1 protein-coding gene is annotated in these 351 nt (G+C 59.5%); it reads left to right on the top strand.

Annotation, left to right across the window (positions count from 1 at the left end):
• On the top strand, positions 1–351 hold a 351-nt coding region (locus ACODSK_RS32700; protein WP_489022301.1), incomplete at both ends, for an immunoglobulin-like domain-containing protein.

Genomic DNA, 351 nt, shown 5'->3' with positions numbered 1-351 from the left:
TAACGGACTCGATTGATACCTCGACCGTCACTCTGACTGCCACCGCAAGTGCAGTAGAAGGCGGCGTGGTGACCTACGTCGCTTCGGTGACTTCGCCTGTGACCGGCGTTCCGCTGGTGATCAGCCTGGCGAATGGTCAAAGCATCACCATCCCGGTCAACGCTTCTAGCGGTTCGGTGGACTTCATCGCTCCGAATAACGTGCTGAACACCAACACTCCGCTGAGCAACAGCATCACCGGCGTGACGGGTGGCAATTACGAGCATCTCGAAACTGCTGGCACGCCGACCACCGTCGTGACCGACGATCCAGCACGCCTGGATACTACCGGCCTGACCCTCAGTGCGACTG

The organism is Pseudomonas sp. FG98 (genome assembly GCF_057808595.1).
The sequence above is the reverse complement of the archived record's forward strand: the minus strand, read 5'-3'. Positions and strand labels throughout refer to the sequence as shown.